At 41.1% G+C, this 15,815-nt stretch carries 14 protein-coding genes; 12 read left to right on the forward strand and 2 right to left on the reverse strand.

The window, feature by feature from the left end; genetic code table 11:
- Window positions 1-32 precede the first annotated feature (32 nt).
- On the reverse strand, window positions 33-1,463 hold the full coding sequence (uxaC, locus tag AC5SXE_RS09920) for a glucuronate isomerase (protein ID WP_433913005.1): 1,431 nt from the start codon (window positions 1,461-1,463) through the stop codon (window positions 33-35).
- 289 nt (window positions 1,464-1,752) lie between these two features.
- Between uxaC and AC5SXE_RS09925 the strand changes: the two genes are divergently transcribed.
- From AC5SXE_RS09925 to AC5SXE_RS09975, 11 genes are all read left to right on the forward strand, one after another.
- Window positions 1,753-2,727, forward strand: coding sequence for a C4-dicarboxylate TRAP transporter substrate-binding protein (locus AC5SXE_RS09925; RefSeq protein ID WP_303884128.1), 975 nt, complete (start codon window positions 1,753-1,755; stop codon window positions 2,725-2,727).
- A gap of 351 nt (window positions 2,728-3,078) precedes the next feature.
- On the forward strand, window positions 3,079-3,618 hold the full coding sequence (locus AC5SXE_RS09930) for a TRAP transporter small permease (protein ID WP_310847283.1): 540 nt from the start codon (window positions 3,079-3,081) through the stop codon (window positions 3,616-3,618).
- 270 nt (window positions 3,619-3,888) lie between these two features.
- Window positions 3,889-5,181 (forward strand): TRAP transporter large permease, encoded by a 1,293-nt coding sequence (locus tag AC5SXE_RS09935; RefSeq protein WP_303884125.1) that lies wholly within the window; start codon window positions 3,889-3,891, stop codon window positions 5,179-5,181.
- Window positions 5,182-5,458: 277 nt separating this feature from the next.
- Window positions 5,459-6,490 (forward strand): zinc-binding alcohol dehydrogenase family protein, encoded by a 1,032-nt coding sequence (locus AC5SXE_RS09940; protein WP_303884127.1) that lies wholly within the window; start codon window positions 5,459-5,461, stop codon window positions 6,488-6,490.
- A gap of 567 nt (window positions 6,491-7,057) precedes the next feature.
- On the forward strand, window positions 7,058-8,092 hold the full coding sequence (locus AC5SXE_RS09945) for a homoserine dehydrogenase (protein ID WP_493917321.1): 1,035 nt from the start codon (window positions 7,058-7,060) through the stop codon (window positions 8,090-8,092).
- 151 nt (window positions 8,093-8,243) lie between these two features.
- On the forward strand, window positions 8,244-8,666 hold the full coding sequence (locus tag AC5SXE_RS09950) for a hypothetical protein (protein WP_303881154.1): 423 nt from the start codon (window positions 8,244-8,246) through the stop codon (window positions 8,664-8,666).
- Window positions 8,667-8,761: 95 nt separating this feature from the next.
- Window positions 8,762-8,917: a hypothetical protein gene (locus tag AC5SXE_RS09955; protein ID WP_303881153.1), complete on the forward strand. Its 156-nt coding sequence runs from the start codon at window positions 8,762-8,764 to the stop codon at window positions 8,915-8,917.
- Window positions 8,918-8,932: 15 nt separating this feature from the next.
- On the forward strand, window positions 8,933-9,253 hold the full coding sequence (locus AC5SXE_RS09960; protein ID WP_303881151.1) for a hypothetical protein: 321 nt from the start codon (window positions 8,933-8,935) through the stop codon (window positions 9,251-9,253).
- Window positions 9,254-9,385: 132 nt separating this feature from the next.
- Window positions 9,386-11,548 (forward strand): heavy metal translocating P-type ATPase, encoded by a 2,163-nt coding sequence (locus AC5SXE_RS09965; protein ID WP_493917322.1) that lies wholly within the window; start codon window positions 9,386-9,388, stop codon window positions 11,546-11,548.
- Between the two features lie 17 nt (window positions 11,549-11,565).
- Window positions 11,566-13,383, forward strand: a complete 1,818-nt coding sequence (gene pepF / locus AC5SXE_RS09970) for an oligoendopeptidase F (protein ID WP_493917323.1) — start codon at window positions 11,566-11,568, stop codon at window positions 13,381-13,383.
- Between the two features lie 29 nt (window positions 13,384-13,412).
- Entirely contained in the window at window positions 13,413-13,613 is a 201-nt protein-coding gene (locus AC5SXE_RS09975) for a heavy-metal-associated domain-containing protein (protein ID WP_310847978.1), read from the forward strand.
- Here the strand turns inward: AC5SXE_RS09975 and AC5SXE_RS09980 are convergent.
- Window positions 13,610-14,092 (reverse strand): ribonuclease H-like YkuK family protein, encoded by a 483-nt coding sequence (locus AC5SXE_RS09980; RefSeq protein WP_332635453.1) that lies wholly within the window; start codon window positions 14,090-14,092, stop codon window positions 13,610-13,612. The two genes, AC5SXE_RS09975 and AC5SXE_RS09980, sit on opposite strands and share 4 nt — an antisense overlap.
- Window positions 14,093-14,395: 303 nt before the next feature.
- On the opposite strand from AC5SXE_RS09980, the gene AC5SXE_RS09985 reads away from it, so the two are divergent.
- Complete coding sequence (locus tag AC5SXE_RS09985) at window positions 14,396-15,781, forward strand: sodium:solute symporter family protein (RefSeq protein WP_303884478.1); 1,386 nt, start codon at window positions 14,396-14,398, stop codon at window positions 15,779-15,781.
- The last annotated feature ends 34 nt before the right edge of the window (window positions 15,782-15,815 follow it).

A 15,815-nucleotide genomic window follows, 5' to 3' on the forward strand; every position in this document is an offset into this window, starting at 1 on the left:
TATATTTCTTAAATTACATTCTTAATAAAATATCATACTATCGCATTATACGCTTCATGAAGCTGAAAGTAATTTTTTGCGTTAAAATAACATATATCTTGGATTATCCCACCAATAAGCTGATAATCATTTGGCAATTCTCCATTGCTCATATCTCTTCCTAAAATATTGCATAGTATTCGCCTAAAATACTCGTGTCTAGGATAAGATAGAAAACTTCGAGAATCGGTAAGCATGCCAACAAAAGTTGATAAAACACCAATGGATGATAGGGCTTCTATTTGTTTAGTCATTCCGTCTTTATGGTCGTTAAACCACCATGCCGATCCCATCTGTATTTTGCCAGGCGTAATGCCATCCTGGAAACAGCCAATGATAGAAGCAATAAGATCGTTATCTCTAGGATTAAGACAATAAATTATCGTTTTGCCAAGATGGCCAGACCTGTCTAATTTGTCCAATAACTGAATTAAAGGTCTCCCCTGTTCAAAGTCCCCGATGGAGTCGTATCCACTGTCTGGGCCAAGAAGGGCCATCATTCTTGAATTGTTATTTCGCATAGCTCCGAGGTGAAGTTGTTGCACCCATCCCTGTTTGTGGTCCATTAAAAGAAGTTCATAAAGCACAGCTGAGCGGAGTTTCAAAAGATCCTCTCCTTCTAAGGGATGTCCGGATCTTGCTTTAACGAAAGCCCTGTTAACATCTTCGATAGTCCAATCCGCGGAGTAAGCAGTTTCTATGCCATAATCAGACATACGACAGCCATTTCTATGGAAAAATTGATGCCTTTTCCACAAAGATTCTATGAAATCTTCAAAGGAATTGATTGAGAGCCCTGTTAAACTTTCTAAAGAATTCACCAAATTATTGAATTCTTTTGGAAGATGTGCATCCAAGAATTTGTCAGGTCTAAAACATGGAAGCACTATCGTCTTGCATTGAGTATCGCGGATGGTTTTGTGATGTTCCAGGTTTTCTGCAGGGTAATTAGTAGTACATAAGGCTTCAACCTTAAATTTCTCTAGGATGGACCGTACTGAAAAATCTCTTTGACGCAATAGCTCATTGCACCTATTGTAAATGTTACTTGCTGTGTCAGGGTTTAACAGCTGATCAATTCCAAATATACGCTTCAATTCTAGATGAGTCCAATGGTAAAGGGGGTTACGAATAAGCCTGGGCACGACAGTTGCCCAGGCTTGAAATTTTTCTTCATCAGAAGCATCTCCGGTTATGTACTTTTCATGAATGCCACACGTTCTCATTGCGCGCCATTTGTAATGATCTCCGCCTAGCCAAATATCAGTGATATTTTCAAATATTCGATCGATAGCTATATCACACGCTGGCAAATGACAATGATAGTCAATAATAGGCATGGGCTCGGCATACTCGAAGTAAAGTTTTTGCGCCGCTTTACTCTCCAACAAGAAATCATTGTTGATGAAAGTTTTATTCGCCATATTATCAAGCTCCTACCTTCTTAACTTGTAATTTGTGAATAAATGCATTCCACCCCTCGAAAATAAATTCTACATCATGGTCATTAGTTTTGTCAAATTGAATTATTTGATTGACAATTCTTAAATGATGTTATATAAACGAGCATATGTGCGAAGGTGTAATGTGAAGGTGTAAACAAGAGATTTTGGTTTACTTTACAAGCCGAGTTGTTTTTGTTTCTGTAGATAAAAATAAGTAAGGAGTGAAAGTAAGATGAGGAGTCGTTGGAGTAAAGTCTTATTGGCCGTAGTGGCAGTAATAATTGGAATCATGGTTATTAGTGGTAGTGCATTAGCATCAGAAAAACCAGTAGTTATTCATGTTGGTTATGAAAACCATCCAGGTGAGCCCTTCGATCTGGGCGTTAGAGAATGGGCTAGACTTCTAGAAGAAAGAAGTGGCGGTACCATGAAATTGGAAGTCTTCCCTTCAAGTCAATTGGGGTCAAAAAATGATCTCATGGATCAGATGTTAGCAGGATTACCGGTTGTTACGCTTGCTGATGGAGCTTTTTATGCAGACAGGGGAGTTCCTGATTTTGGAATTGTTTTTGGACCTTTTCTATTTGATTCTTGGGACGACGTGTGGAAGTTAACTAAAAGTGATTGGTATCGTAGTCAATGTGCTATGTTAGAGGAACAAGGGCTAAAAATAATTGCCTCTAACTGGATATATGGTGATCGTCATTTGTTAACCAAAAAAGCTGTTCGTTCTGTTTCTGATCTAAAGGGAATGAAGATTCGTGTACCTAATAATATTATTCAGGTGAAAGGTTTTGAGGTGTTAGGCGCGACGCCGACACCAATGCCGTTGGGAGAAGTGTATACTGCCCTGCAACAAGGGGTAATCGATGGAGTTGAGAATCCCTTACCGGTCCTCTATGGTGGAAAATTTCATGAAGTAGCGAAAAACCTTTCGTTAACGGCTCATGTGAGAAATTTTACGACATTAGTAACTGGAACTATATTGTTCGACTCATTAACTGCCGAACAAAAAAAGTTGTTAGTTGAAACTTGCGAAGAGGCGGGAGTTTATAATAACAAACTGCAGGAAGAGGCAGTAGAGGAAACTTTAAAGAAATTCGCTGCAGAGGGTGTTGAAATAATTCACGTGGATCGTTCAGAGTTTGCGGAAGCTGCGCGAGCTTTCTATTCATTGCCAGAATTTACCAATAAGTGGTCCAAGGGGTTATACGAAACAGTTAAGGAAGCAATGAAGAAATAGCGAAATGCTAGGCTTGTTGAATTAGATATATTACACATAGCAACATATCGTTGTAGTTGTGCAGTGTACTGATGCCGAGTAATAAGCTTGCTGAAAAGCCCCTGGGGCATAAATAGAGGGTAATGTTTCATTCGGTTATATTATAAGAATAGTAAATAGTTACTTACATCTTCTCAAAACGGGTTATTGTCTTAGCGGTGCGATATCATAGTTGGCTCCTAGGCTACTTTTCGGCAAGCTTATACTGTAAATTAAACTCAATGGAATAAGTGAAGGTTCTCGATTAAATAAGCAGTAGCGGTTGATTTTGGGGAAATTTAAATGTTTAGCGTTTATTAGAGGGAGCTAATAATGAGTAGTATTTTTAACGTCATGTTAAACCTTGATCTTATATTGGCGGGCTGCACATTTATTGTATTAGTATCAACAACCTTTATGGGCGTTATAATGAGATATATAGTGAACAAACCTTTTATTTGGTTAGAAGAAGTGCAGTTGGCCTCCTTTGTGTTAATCGTTTTTCTCAGCAGTGGGGCAGCCTTTCGGGCAGGCAGTCATGTTGCTATTGAGTTTATTGTAGATAGATTCTCTCGTTCGATTAGAATATTGGCAGAAATATTAATCTCTATTATTGTGATAGGGGTTTTATGTTATTTTACAAAAGAAGGACTACGTCTAGCTGTTCAGATGGCGCGTACTAACCGGGTAACAAATATCTTAAACATTCCTTATTCGATTATTTATGGTGTTTTCCCAATGGGTTGTGTATTAATGTTGGTTAATTATTGTGCTGTCCTTGCCTTAGATGTTATAACACTGCATCGCAGTGTCAAAAATGATGTTGAAAAAGAAAGCGAAGGACATAAATGTGAATACGTGTATAAACAATAAGGTATTGCTAGCGTATTTTTGTCTTACGCGTTAGAGCAACATGTCGATGTAAGGGACAGCGATTTTAATATCGGATACAACAGACAAGTTTGTATGTATATGTTCGTTGCTCTTTTTGGCGTGGTTGCATGATCCTTTAATAGTGCTTTTCTTTTGTTTGGCAAATTTCAATATAAATAGGCTATGAATTGACAAGGTTGTAATAAATGTTGTTGAGACGGAGCATTAATATTAACGAGATAAATTATTCTTAAGGGGTAGGTTATAAGAATGGAAATTAATGATGTGGTTATGTGGTCTGCTGGTGTAATGTTGCTTTTATTATTTTTAAAAGTTCCAGTTTTTATATCGTTGCTCGCCGGGTCGTTGTTATATTTCGTTAATATGCCAGGCATTCCTCAGCAAATCATTGTACAACGAGTTATTTCCGGAATTGAAAGTATTCCTTTGTTAGCCATACCTTTTTTCGTGGCTGCAGGAGTGTTTATGAATTATTCAGGAGTTACAAAACGTGTATTGCAGTTTGCAGAAGCCCTTACTGGTCACTGGACTGGGGGACTTGCTCAGGTAAATGTTTTGTTGTCTGCTCTTATGGGAGGTTTATCTGGATCAAATCTTGCAGATGCGGCAATGGAAGCAAAAATGTTAGTCCCAGAAATGGTGAAAAGAGGCTATTCTAATGAATTTTCGTCAGTTGTAACTGCTACATCTGCCATGATAACTCCTTTGATCCCTCCAGGAATAGCAATGATAATTTATGGTTCTATTGCAAACGTTTCGATAGGAAAATTATTTATTGCTGGATTTGGACCTGGAATTCTACTTACTATTGCGTTAATGGTTCTGGTTTCGATTATGTCGAAGCGACGTCATTACATGCCCCTTCGCGATAAAAGACTTCCGAGTCGTGAAATTTTTTTGTCAGTTAAAACTGCAGCTTTACCCCTCATGTTGCCAATAGTTATAATTGGTGGCATTCGTTTAGGGGTTTTTACCCCCACCGAGGCAGGATCTGTTGCTATAGTGTACTCTTTGTTGCTGGGCATTATATATAAAGAAATGAGTTGGGAGAAATTTACAACAGGCTTGAAGGAAACTCTTATTAATACCGCCTCAATAATGGTCATAGTGGGTGCTGCATCAGCTTTTGCATGGATTTTAACGAGAGAGCGAATCCCACAAATGATAACCGAGATCGTTGTTACTCATATTAGTAATAAATACCTATTTCTTGCTATCGTAAATGTTTTTTTGCTCATTGTTGGAATGTTCATTGAAGGTAACGCAGCTATGGTAGTGTTAGTTCCTTTGCTTGCCCCCATGGCTTATGTTTATGGTATCGATGAAATTCATTTCGCTATGGTATTTATTTTTAATATGGCTATAGGCGCTTTGAGCCCTCCAATGGGTACGTTGATGTTTGTGACGTGTAGCATTACGAAATGCCCGATAGGTGATTTTATAAAGGAAGCAATACCGTTTTATATTTTATTGTTGATTTGTTTGTGTTTGTTAACATATATTCCAATTTTTTCTACCGGGATCGTGCGTTTAGTATATTAGGTGAGAGTTAAGTAGATGATTTGCTATGCTGCGATACAAACAAATGATGATCTTGTTGGGGAAAGCTTATTGTGATTTGTTCCCCCAGTTAAATTGTTTTTAAATTTTGTAAAAGAGAATTGTTAATTTATATAAATATCAAAAAAGTTGTAATATGTATAAATTAATGTCTTATTTCAAGTTAACTCGTTGGTATAAAGATATGATTCAAATAATCCCGGATTTACCAATTTGTAACTAAACTTGAATATTTGAGAGTTTCTGGGAGGCTTAAACTATGGAACATATGATGAAAGTGGTCCTAGTTGATCGTCCAGGTGAAATTCAGATATTGGAAAGGCCGATTCCTCGACCAAATAAAGGTGAAGCCTTATTAAAAGTCAAATATTGTGGAATTTGTGGATCAGATGTAGCTGTGTATAGGGGGAATCAACCTTTCGCAACATATCCGAGGGTTCCAGGACATGAATTTTCAGCGGAAATTATTTCCATTCAAGATAACGAATTGGGGTTAAAGGAAGGCATGTTGGTAACAGCAAATCCATACTTTAATTGCGGCGCTTGTTATCCTTGCAAAAGAGGGAGGGTTAATTGTTGTATAGATAACGAGACAATGGGAGTTCAACGTGATGGGTCTTTTGCGCAGTATATAATAATGCCCATTCACCGTATTTTCCCAAGCAAGGGATTGAATGCAAAGACTTTGGCTCTAGTTGAGCCTTTTGGTATAGGTTTTCATGCTGTGAATCGAGCCGATATAAAAGAAGGCGAAAAAGTATTAGTGTTGGGAGCAGGAGCTATTGGTATTTTCGCCATGCTTTCGGCACTTTTAAAGGGTGCTCAAGTGTACATTGCTGATTTACTTCAGTCTAGACTAGAAATTGCTCGTGAACTTGGAGCAAGTGATATATTAAATTTAACAGAAATTAACCTTGACGAGAAAATAAACGAAATTACAAAGGGTAATGGAATGGATACGGTAGTAGAAGCCGTAGGCTTACCGCAAAGTTTTTTAAATGCAGTTAATGTAGTTTCTTTTAGTGGGAAGGTAGTGCTTATAGGAAACGGCACGAAGGAAGTAAGTTTTAATCAATCTATATTGGTGAAAAAGGAATTAAATATTTATGGATCAAGAAATAGTTTATCTGCCGAGTTTAAGCATCTTATCAACTTGGTTAACGAAAAGAGATTAAATATAGATCGAATTGTGACTGATGTGTACCCCCTTGAGAAGAGTGCACAAGCGTTCTTTGATTTAACGAACAGTCCAGAAAACCATTTAAAAGTACTTTTGAATTTTGATAATTAGTTGAAACTTATCTAACAATGACGAACAACCTCATAGCATTGTTTTAAAATAACCGTGGTTACTTTTGTGTTCGGGACATTCATTGTCAATGAAAAGCTGTGTCTCCTTTAAAAGCCCTCCAGGTGGTGCAGACTAATATATATTCTGGCCTCCTTTCCTTCTAGTGCTAGTGGCGGCAGATGTTAGCCAATTATCTGCTTCCACGTCCGGGAGTGCGTTCAGAGTGTCCTCGATGCTTTGGCGAACTAAGATTCCCCAGTGTCTGCTTTTTACGCCTACCTTTGACAGTGTAATTGTATTTGACGTGCTTCTTCCTTCCACAACTTTGCTCAAGAGTTTTGTCGTAGGAACTGTTTTGCGAGTGAGCGGGTACAGTATCCCGCTTTAATTAAATGCGCGAAGGTTATTATGCCTTATCGATTAGGACGGAGAAGGGAGAGTTATGCGACTTTTTTAGTAGGTTTTAAATATTTGATCCTTTTTGTTTGCTTCGTTATGCTTCTTGAGGTATATATATCGTATCGCAGGATGATCATACATTGTTTTGTAGTTGGGGAGGTGTAAGTTTTGCTTTGGAAAATCGGTATTGTTGGATTCGGAAACGTCGGTCAGGGCTTGGCGCACATATTAAATCGAAAGAAGGAGATTTTGAAACGGCGGTATGATTTTGAATATATTATGACCTTTATTGCCGATCCCGTTAGAGGTTCCCTTTACAACGAGAATGGGCTGGATTTAGATAGCGTATTGAAGGAAATGGCTCTAAAGGGATCTTTAAAAAATAGGCCTGAGTTTACTGATAAAGGTACTTTAGAGCTCATAGAAATGGCCAAAGCAGATATCGTGGCAGAAGCTACGATTACCAATTTTGAAACGGGAGAACCGGGTTTATCGCACATGCGGAAGGCCTTGTCCATTGGCTCTCACGTCGTGACATCGAACAAAGGTCCCATTGCGCTGGCATTGGAAGAACTTGAAAGTATTGCCAAAGAAAATCGCGTTTGTTTGAGATATGAAGGGGTAGTACTTTCGGGTACACCTTGCATAAACATGGTCTTAGAGTGCATGAGTGGGTGCGATATAAAATCCGTTGCAGGAATTGTAAATGGCACGACTAATTTTATCTTGAGCAAAATGGAAGAGGGATATGATTATCCTGAAGCCTTAGTAGAAGCCCAAAAACTTGGGTATGCCGAGACTGACCCTTCTTCCGATGTGGAGGGATGGGATTCTGCGATAAAAGCAGCAATAATGGCTAATGTTTTTTTCGGAGCAAAAATTAAGGTGACTGGCGTTGTAAGACAAGGCATAACCAAAATAACGAAAGAAGACATCGTTGAAGCCAATAAAGAGGGAAAAAGAATTAAATTAATCGCTGAAGTTAGAAAAGAAGGCAACGGCGTTTATGCAAGCGTATCTCCTGTTGCCGTTCCCAAATCGCATGTTTTGGGGTCTGTAATGGGACCAATAAACGCCGTAACTTTTGCGACGGATCATTTGGGGGAGGTCACCATAATTGGTCCCGGGGCCGGAAGGATAGAGACTGGCCAAGCGCTCTTGTCTGATATTTTGGCAATACACAGGTGTTATGTCTGCAAGTAGTATTCATCGTCGAACAGGAGTTCTACTTACATCCTAAAACTAAGCATTTTTACCGGTGGGGGTATACTGAAGAATACCGAGGTCTTAAACCAAAATCTTGCTATTATACAGATGAATAACTTACATCAACCGTTAGCGGAGGTGGTAGGTCATGAAAAGACCTTGGGTTTCTGTGTTGATTGCGTTGTTAGTGGTATTGATCGGAAGTTCAGCCTTTGCCTTCTATGGTTTGGCGCCTAGACATATGTGGGACGGATGGAGCCCCGGTCCTGCACATATGTGGGGAGGTTACGGCTGGTATGAAGACGAAGATTCAGGTCCGCAGCGTGGGTTTAAGAGATTGCCTTATAAATACGAGGTCCCAACAGAGATTGCTCAAAAGATGCGTGAGCTCGAGCGCGCGAAGCTGGACTTAAGGTACCTGTTCTTGGAAGATGAGATAGACAAAGAAAAGGCAAAGCAAATTCATGAAAAAATACTCTCGCTAAGGACTGAGATCTCCAGGTGGCAATTTGAACAATGGTTAACAAATGCCCAAAGATGGCAGCAGGAAAAGTCCCCCAATAAACAATAATAAAAATAAAAGATATTTTAATGCTCCTGCGCCACTTGGATAATCTTTCAATCTGGGTTACTATATAATTGTAAAAATTACAAGGGGGCGTTTGAATGAAGAAGGCGTTGCTAGCTTTTAAAAATAAGTTCGACGTGCCCGATGGGTTGGCGTTCAAAAGTGTTAGCGGCGCCTTAGAAAATTTGAAAGCAAACACGTTTGTGTGTGGAGAGGGTTGGCGATGTCCTGCCCTCTCCAATTTTTTACAGTAAAGGAGGGGCCTGGAAGTGGAGAATTTAACGCTCAAAGAGAAAATGGGGGTAAACGAGGTCAAGATAGCGGGGTATTTGCATTTCTTAAGCGGTGAATCAATTAAGGAAAACAGGTGCGGCAGGTATTTTCAGTGCTCCCTAAGAAGGGATTTCATTGACATTAATGGCGAGCCCAGACACGACTACCTGCTTCTTCGCACATATGACCCTGAAATAGGAGAAACTTTATGCTCGCTTGAGAATGGTGCACCTATTTATGTTGAGGGCGAGGCTCGTTCTTCCTTGGGAAGCGGGAAGATGTACATATTGGTAAAAAGCGTGACGCCTCTTTCTTAAGAAAGACTTGGCGAAGGGCAAGCTTGAATTATTGAAAAGCTTGCCTTAAAATAGTATTGTAAATTAGGTATATCTAACAATGTTTATATCGCCTATAATAAAAGACCTTTAGTATGAAACGTGAAATTGGAGATGAGCTGCATGACGCCGACTGAGGAAAAAAGAAGCTTTCGCGTAACGGGCATGACCTGTGCGACATGCGCGATGATAGTTGAAAAGGCTTTGAAGAAAGTAGATGGCGTGAAATTTGCTGCCGTTAACTTGGCCACGGAGACTGCCTTCGTGGTTTTGGAAAAAGACGTTCCTCAAAAAGTTTTAGAAGAGGCTGTAAAAAAGGTTGGTTACGGCGTAACTTATGAGCCTCAAGAAGACCTTGAGGCTCGTCGCTACTTAGCTTCGAAACGCAACGTCATTCTGGCTTGGTCGGTAACAGCGCCTCTAATGGCGTTAATGTTTTTGCACATGGCCGGTTATCACATTCCGTGGTTTTTTCACATCGAAGTGGCAGCCTCTGCTCTGGTCATTTTCGTGGCGGGCGGGCAAACGATCAAAGGAGCATGGATTGCCTTGACTCATTTTCATGCCAATATGGATGTGCTCGTTTTTTTGGGCTCCGTGATGTCCTTTATAACTGCCCTTCTGGCCGCAGTTGGTTTATTTGAAACGTCTTTCGGAAGCATTGGTGCCATGGTGATGTCAATACATCTTACCGGACGCTTTATAGAATCGCGTTTAAGAGATAAAGCGACTAAGGAAATAAAGAACTTGCTCAAGCTTAAAGCCCAAGAAGCCAGGGTTATAACAGATGAGGGAAAGGAAATTTTAGTCCCTATCGAGGCGGTAAAAGAGGGCTTTTTAATTTTAGTAAAGCCTGGGGAACGCATTCCGGTAGATGGCGAGGTTATAGAAGGCATGTCTTCCGTTGACGAATCGATGATCACAGGAGAATCAATCCCTGTACTTAAAAAAGTGGGCGACAGGCTGACCTCTGGTTCGCTAAATTTGTTGAGTTTGATCAAATTGCGGGTTACTCACGTTGGAGAAGATACCTTCCTTTCTCAGATGATATCCCTCATTCAGGAAGCCCAAGGATCAAAAATTCCGATTCAAGCGCTGGCTGATAGGATCACCAATGTTTTTGTGCCAATTGTCTTTTTGCTTGCCCTAACTTCGGGATTGCTGTGGGCCTTTAATGTTGATAAATGGGGTGATTTTTTAAACACTGCCAGCAAATTTTTGCCCTGGGTCATAAAGACACGTGATCCTTTCTCCGTGGGGGTGTTTGCCTTCGTTACAACCATTGTAATCGCCTGTCCTTGTGCTCTTGGGTTGGCCACACCCATGGCTTTGATAACGGGCACCAGTAAAGCCATGCGCCGTGGTTTAATCATAAGAAACGCTGAAGCAATACAAACAACAAAGGACGTCGGTGTAGTGATCTTCGATAAAACAGGTACGCTTACTTTGGGATCCCCAAAGGTGGTAGAACACAACCTGACCGATGAAGTAGCTAATATCGCTGGAGCCTTGGAGTCACTATCCAACCACCCTTTAGGTAAGGCCATCTCTGAGCTTAAAAAATACGATGTCGAGATAAGAGATTTTGAGGAAATAGTTGGAGAGGGCATCAAGGGCACGATAAATGGGCAAACTTACTTTGTTGGAAGGCCAAAGGATCCCAAGGTATACAGAAGTTTACTTGAAAAGGGCTATACGGTGGTCGAAGTAAAGAAAGACGATTCTATAATGGGATACATAGCGGTATTTGATCCCATAAGAGAAGATTCCTTCGAGGTGGTCAAGCGTCTTAATGACATGAATATTGAAGTCGTCCTGGCAACGGGAGATAATGAATATACCGCGAAGGTTGTGGCAAAAATTCTTGGCATCGAAGCTCTTTATTGGGGCGTTCGTCCAGGGGAAAAGATGGATATAGTCAGACACTACCAGGCAACTGGCAAAAAAGTAATGATGACAGGAGACGGCATGAATGATGCGGCTGCTTTGAAGGCTGCCGATGTTGGCGTTGCCATGGGAAGTGGCACGGACCTAGCTATTGATAGCGCTGATGTGGTGATCCTTCAGGGAGGTGCGGCCAAGGTCGTGGATCTAGTCGAGATATCCAAAGAAACCTTTAACGTCATCAGACAAAACTTGATGTGGGCCTTTGGCTACAACATTATAGCTCTACCTCTAGCAATGCTGGCCTTGCTTCACCCCATAATTGCCGAAGGGGCAATGGCCTTCAGCTCCATATCGGTGATGCTAAACTCATTGAGAATAAAAAGCGATTAAAAGAAAGGGGCATCGTAATGAGCGAAATGAAAAGTGTGAGCGTTCCGGAAAGGGACGAAATAGCGGAAGAGTACAAATGGCGTTTAGAAGATCTATATCCAGATTTTTACGCCTGGGAAAATGAGTTACATCGCTTAGAAAAGGTAATGAAGAAATTAAAAGAGGCGACTGAATCACTGACCTCTTCAGCCAAATCTCTTCTTTGCGGCCTAAAACTTAGGGATGAGGTGGCAGAATGTCTGGGCAGACTTTATGCATATGCATCTTTTAGAAGCCATGAAGATGTGCGTGACTTTAAAGCTCAGGCCATGGTCCAACGCGCTTCTTTGATGTATCTTCGTTTTTCCGAGGCAGTTTCTTCTTTTGTTCCAAGTATATTGGAGCTGGGTAAAGATAAAATTGACGAATTTTTAAGCAAAGAGCCTGGACTTGATCTGTATAAGACAGAACTTGCCAGGATAATGCGGCTCGAAGGACACGTGTTATCCCATGAGGAAGAAAGGTTGCTTGCCATGTCCACAGACATGGCCAGAGTTCCTGGAAATGTATTTTCCTTGCTCACGAACGCGGACATAGAATTTCCAAAGATCAAGTACGAAACAGGCACAGAGGTGGAATTAACCGAAGAGAGGTATTCCCTTTTTTTACATAGCAGAGACAGGCGCCTGCGCCGCGATGCCTTCAAAGGCCTTTTTTCAAGTTACAGGAAAGTTAGAAACACCTTGTCTGCCACTTACCTCGGAAGTTTAAAGAAGGACGTATTCTATGCCAAGGCAAGAAACTATGAGAGCACCCTCCAGGCTTCTTTACAACCACAGAATATTCCCCTAGTTGTTTACGAGAAGGCCATAGAAACGATCAACGAATGGCTTGATCCCCTTCGCAGATATGTAGACTTTAAAAAAGAGGTTCTAAAGTTGGACGAGGTGCATTTTTACGATTTATACGTTCCTCTTTTACCAGAGCCTAAGGCGGGTTTTAGTTTCGAGGACGCTAAAAATATAGTCATAGAAGGGCTAGCCCCCTTGGGGGAAGAATATCGCCAGGCGCTCCTTCAGGCCCTTCAAAGCAGGTGGGTGGACGTATATGAGAATAAGGGTAAAAGAAGCGGCGCCTATTCCTGGGGAGTTTATGGTGTACACCCTTACGTGCTTTTGAACTTCAACGGCATGTTGAGAGATGTCTTTACCCTAGCCCATGAGATGGGACACGCAATGCACTCGCATTTTACTTTTAAAAACCAACCTTATGTGTATTCGAGCGCGAGCATATTCACGGCCGAGGTAGCCTCAACGACTAACGAAATATTGCTGTCGGAATATCTAATTAGAAATGCCGATAATAAAGCCGAAAAAGCTTATCTAATTAATTATGATTTGGAACAAGTGCGCACTACAGTATATAGACAGTTGCTTTTTGCAGAATTTGAACTTGAGGTGCATAAGAACGCAGAAAAGGGCAAGCCGTTGACAAGCAAAGATTTTAGCATGGTTTGGAAGAATTTGTACGAAAAACATTACGGCGATACGTTGTTTATAGATGACGAATTGTCCTTGGAATGGGCTCGGATACCACATTTCTATGACGCTTACTATGTTTATCAGTATGCCACTGGCTATTCGGCCGCTACGGCAATAGCTACGAGCATATTGGAAGAAGGGGAGGCAGCCGTAGATCGCTATTTGCGCTTTCTTTCTTTGGGTAGCTCCGTAGATCCCGTGGATGCCTTGAAAGTTGCCGGGGTTGATATGACGTCGCCTCGTCCCTTGGAATTGACGTGCAAAAAATTTAAGAAGGATCTTGATTCTTTAAAAAGTCTTTTAGAAAGTGAGTAAATAATATACATGAAAGAAGGGATGAAAATATGGTGCAATACGTTTTAAGTGTTCCGGAGATGTCCTGTCATCACTGTGCAAAGCGCATATCTGAGGCGTTAAATAGTCTCGGCGTTTCTGAGTTTAAGATAGATATGGAAAACAAAGAGATTACAGTGAATACCGATAACCTGGAAAGCGTTATAAATGCTTTGGATGAAGTGGGATATGAAGTTACGCTAAAAGGCTAAGCGCTTTTAGTATGTTTATCTGCCACGCAGGAAGCGGCGAACGCATCGGGTTTTATCTGCGCTACATAGCCGCTTCCTTTTACCATTCCAACGACCACGTTTAAGATCTCTCTTGTAAGTCCTTTTTCTCCCACGTCAAGATGTATTTCAAGCAGCTGCCTGTAATGCTCACTGAGCACAATATCACGGGCAAGTAACTGCAAGATCTCGCTGGCAAGAACGAGGCTCATAGAAGCTTCGGCTAAAATGCGTTCTTTGGTGGAGTAGGGTTTTAAATCATATGTTTTCCTATAAAAATATATTCCACCGCGACCGATTCTGTGAACTACTATAGCTGAAACGAAAAGGGTACTGCGCATTAGGGGCTGAGAATCAGTTCCGACAATTATTCGGTATTCCCCTTCCTTCTTCATAAAGGCACACATCCGCTGCACTACCTGTTCAAGTTCAAGAGGACCATAAGTTGGACTTATGAACAATCTCATTCATCTCCCATTACCGTTTGGTCTATTATATTTTAAATACTACTTAAAATTAAGTTGTAGTTATACTTATCTTAACTCAAATCTCCCGAAAAAAGTGATTTATCTTCTTTGATTTTTGTGATATACTATAAACTCGCTAACGAAATGATTTATCAGATGATCTGCTGCTTCCAATGTTTTCTTAATTAAAAAGCACTGTAAATCTCTTTTTTGTGTCAATCTAGTCAATCTAATAGTAGATGTAGACAAGCTTTGGCAGAAAGGTTTTGCACTTTAAAATAAAGGAGGCGTGATGTTGTGTTATACATAGTTATTTTTTATATGTTAGCAATGTTGCTGGTTGGTTGGTGGGTGGGCAGGGTATACATCAAGGGAATGACAGATTTCCTATTAGCTGGTAGGAGGCTTGGCATTGTACTGTGTGCGGCCACTCTTGCCGCAACTCATTTTGGCGGCGGCGCCGTGATGGGTGGCGGAGAATACGGATTTAAATATGGTTTATCTGGCGCATGGTACGGTGTTTCCTGTGGCATAGGGTTGATATTACTTGGTCTCGTTACGGCTAAAAAATTCCGCGATCTTGCCTTTTATACTGTTCCTGACTATTTGGAAAGACGTTATGGTGGGAAGACGATTCGAGCTCTAGGTTCGCTGCTTTCGATTGTTGCACTTATAGGAATATTGGCTGCGCAGGTGCTTTCCGCAAGGGGAGCTTTGGGCATTTTGGGGATAACCGGGAATACGGGAGCCATCATCGCAACCCTCGTATTCATCATTTATACTACCGCGGGTGGGCTTTGGGCTGTTACTATTACCGATTTAATACAGATGCTTCTAGCGGCAATTGGTGTTATTCTTGCGGCAAACGTCGTATTGGGCCACACAGGAGGATTTGGTGGCATGGAATTGCTCCTTCAGTCCAAGGGGGTAGGTCCGGAATACTTTAGCTTTTGGGGCATGAGCACGTCAAGCATTATGTGGCTACTTCTTCCCACAGTGATGTATACTCTAATAGGCCAAGATTTCTATCAAAGACTCTTTGCAGCGAAAAGCGGGACGACAGCTAGAAATGCTTCTTTAGTTGGGGGAGTAGTCTTAGTCATAGTTAGTTTTTTCCCTGCCATTATGGGCATGGGTGCCAATGCACTTGCTGATTTAGAGGATGCTTCCATGGCCGTGCCTTGGATATTGAAAAGCCTGATGGGGCCGTTGCTTGGGGGGGTTATTTTGGCAGCACTCCTGGCTGCAATAATGTCTACGGCCGATTCGCTGCTATCGGCAGCTACGTCCCATATTGTTAAAGATTTTTGGATTGAGATATTTCATGTAAGCGAAGTAGATAAAGAAAAGGAATTGCTCAGAGTCTCGCGTATTTCAACATTTGTCATCGGCATTTTGTCTTTAATTATTGCATTGATAGTCCCTGGGATCATTGATGCTTTAATTTACTCCTATACCATGTATACTGCAGGAGTCTTCGTTCCGGTTATTGGCGGGTTCCTGTGGAAAGGAGCCACAAAAGAAGGAGCTCTGGCTTCTTTGATAATAGGCTCAATACTGGCCTTGTGGGGAATCATTGGGGGAGTTTCTCTCTTTGGGGCTCCTGTAGAAATATTTGCTGCCCTAATCTCGCTCATAGTTTTTATAGTGGTATCCTTGTTTACGAAGAAACATGCTTCATAGCCCAATATCGCCAATATTAAGAAATAAAGCCAAC

The sequence above is a fragment of the Acetomicrobium sp. genome (assembly GCF_059026225.1).